2 protein-coding genes and 1 pseudogene are annotated in these 1,626 nt (G+C 77.4%); 2 read left to right on the forward strand and 1 reads right to left on the reverse strand.

What is annotated here, in order from left to right; all coding sequences use genetic code 11:
• Positions 1-146 precede the first annotated feature (146 nt).
• Positions 147-983: a hypothetical protein gene (locus A5714_RS03490; protein ID WP_068282812.1), complete on the forward strand. Its 837-nt coding sequence runs from the start codon at positions 147-149 to the stop codon at positions 981-983.
• A gap of 7 nt (positions 984-990) precedes the next feature.
• On the opposite strand, the gene A5714_RS03495 is transcribed toward A5714_RS03490, so the two are convergent.
• Positions 991-1,215: a hypothetical protein gene (locus tag A5714_RS03495; protein WP_156747156.1), complete on the reverse strand. Its 225-nt coding sequence runs from the start codon at positions 1,213-1,215 to the stop codon at positions 991-993.
• Positions 1,216-1,266: 51 nt separating this feature from the next.
• Between A5714_RS03495 and A5714_RS03500 the strand changes: the two are divergent.
• Positions 1,267-1,626, forward strand: a pseudogene (locus tag A5714_RS03500) (hypothetical protein); the annotation flags it as partial.

A 1,626-nucleotide genomic window follows, 5' to 3' on the forward strand; every position in this document is an offset into this window, starting at 1 on the left:
TCTGCACGCCCGCGGGGTCGGCCAGATCGCCGCGGCGCGCGAGGCCGGCGTGCCGATCTACTGCGGGACCGACGCGGCGGCGGTCCGGCGGCCGCCTGGCTTGCCGCCTGGTCCGCGGCGTCCAGGGTGGCGATGTCGTCGAGCCCGTGCACGGTCGGCCGCTCGGCGGCCGCGCGTCGTTTCCGGCGGGCCTCGTATCCGCGGCCCGCGCCGGCGCCGCCCACCTGCTCGGCGGCCGCCTCGGCGAAGTCCCGGCAGGTGGCGAACCGATCACCGGGGTCGCGGGCCAGCGCCTTGGCGAAGACCTCGTCGAGCCGGGCCAGCTCGGGACGCTGGCCGCGGGCGTCGCGCTCGGGCGGCACACCGCGTCGCGGCCCGCCCCGGTGGCGGGGCCGGCGCCGTCGATCACCGCCGTGCCCGGGCCCGTGACCGCCGCGCCGCCGCCCGCCGCCCAGCTCGACGGCAGTTTCCGCCTCGAGACCGAACGCACCAAGCAGACCTACAACGACGTGGCCGACCCGCAGCCGCCGGACATCCGGACCTGGTGGGCGTTCCGGTCGTCGTGCGGCCCGCAGGCCTGCACGGCCGCCGCCGCCCAACTCGACGACAACGACCATTCGCGGGCGATGTCGCCCGGCGGGGGCGTGTTCTTCCTGCGGTTCACCGACGGGCAGTGGCTGTCGCAGCCGGTGGACCTGGACTTCCCGTGCTTCGGCCCGGACGGGTCGCAGGCCACGCAAAGCACGACGCTGGTGCTGGCGTTGCGACCGCAGCCGCCGGGTGACTTCGTCGGCGAGGAGACCGTGACCGTCCAGACCAACGAGTGCGGTCAGCAGTCGGCCGTCATCCGGATCCCCGCGGTCGCCAGCCGCCGGGGCGAGGTGCCGCCGGCCGTCGCGGTGCCGGATCCCGCGAAGCCGCCCGAGAGCCCGGGCGCCGCCGCGCCGACGCTGTCGCCGTACCGCCCCAACGGCGAGCGGTAACGCAGACTCACATCGGCACACGGCCGCGCGCGCCGCGCCGAAAAGATTGCGAGTGCTCACTATCTACGCTAGGGTGGCCGCACGACGACCGGAACGCCCACCAGGTCCGGATGTCCGGCGGCTGCGGGTCGGCCACGTCGTTGTAGGTCTGCTTGGTGCGTTCGGTCTCGAGGCGGAAACTGCCGTCGAGCTGGGCGGCGGGCGGCGGCGCGGCGGTCACGGGCCCGGGCACGGCGGTGATCGACGGCGCCGGCCCCGCCACCGGGGCGGGCCGCGACGCGGTGTGCCGCCCGAGCGCGACGCCCGCGGCCAGCGTCCCGAGCTGGCCCGGCTCGACGAGGTCTTCGCCAAGGCGCTGGCCCGCGACCCCGGTGATCGGTTCGCCACCTGCCGGGACTTCGCCGAGGCGGCCGCCGAGCAGGTGGGCGGCGCCGGCGCGGGCCGCGGATACGAGGCCCGCCGGAAACGACGCGCGGCCGCCGAGCGGCCGACCGTGCACGGGCTCGACGACATCGCCACCCTGGACGCCGCGGACCAGGCGGCAAGCCAGGCGGCCGCCGGACCGCCGCCGCGTCGGTCCCGCAAGCTCGGCACGCCGGCCTCGCGCGCCGCGGCGATCTGGCCGACCCCGCGGGCGGGACGA

This window comes from Mycobacterium sp. E2462 (assembly GCF_001672685.1).
Taxonomy (GTDB): domain Bacteria; phylum Actinomycetota; class Actinomycetes; order Mycobacteriales; family Mycobacteriaceae; genus Mycobacterium.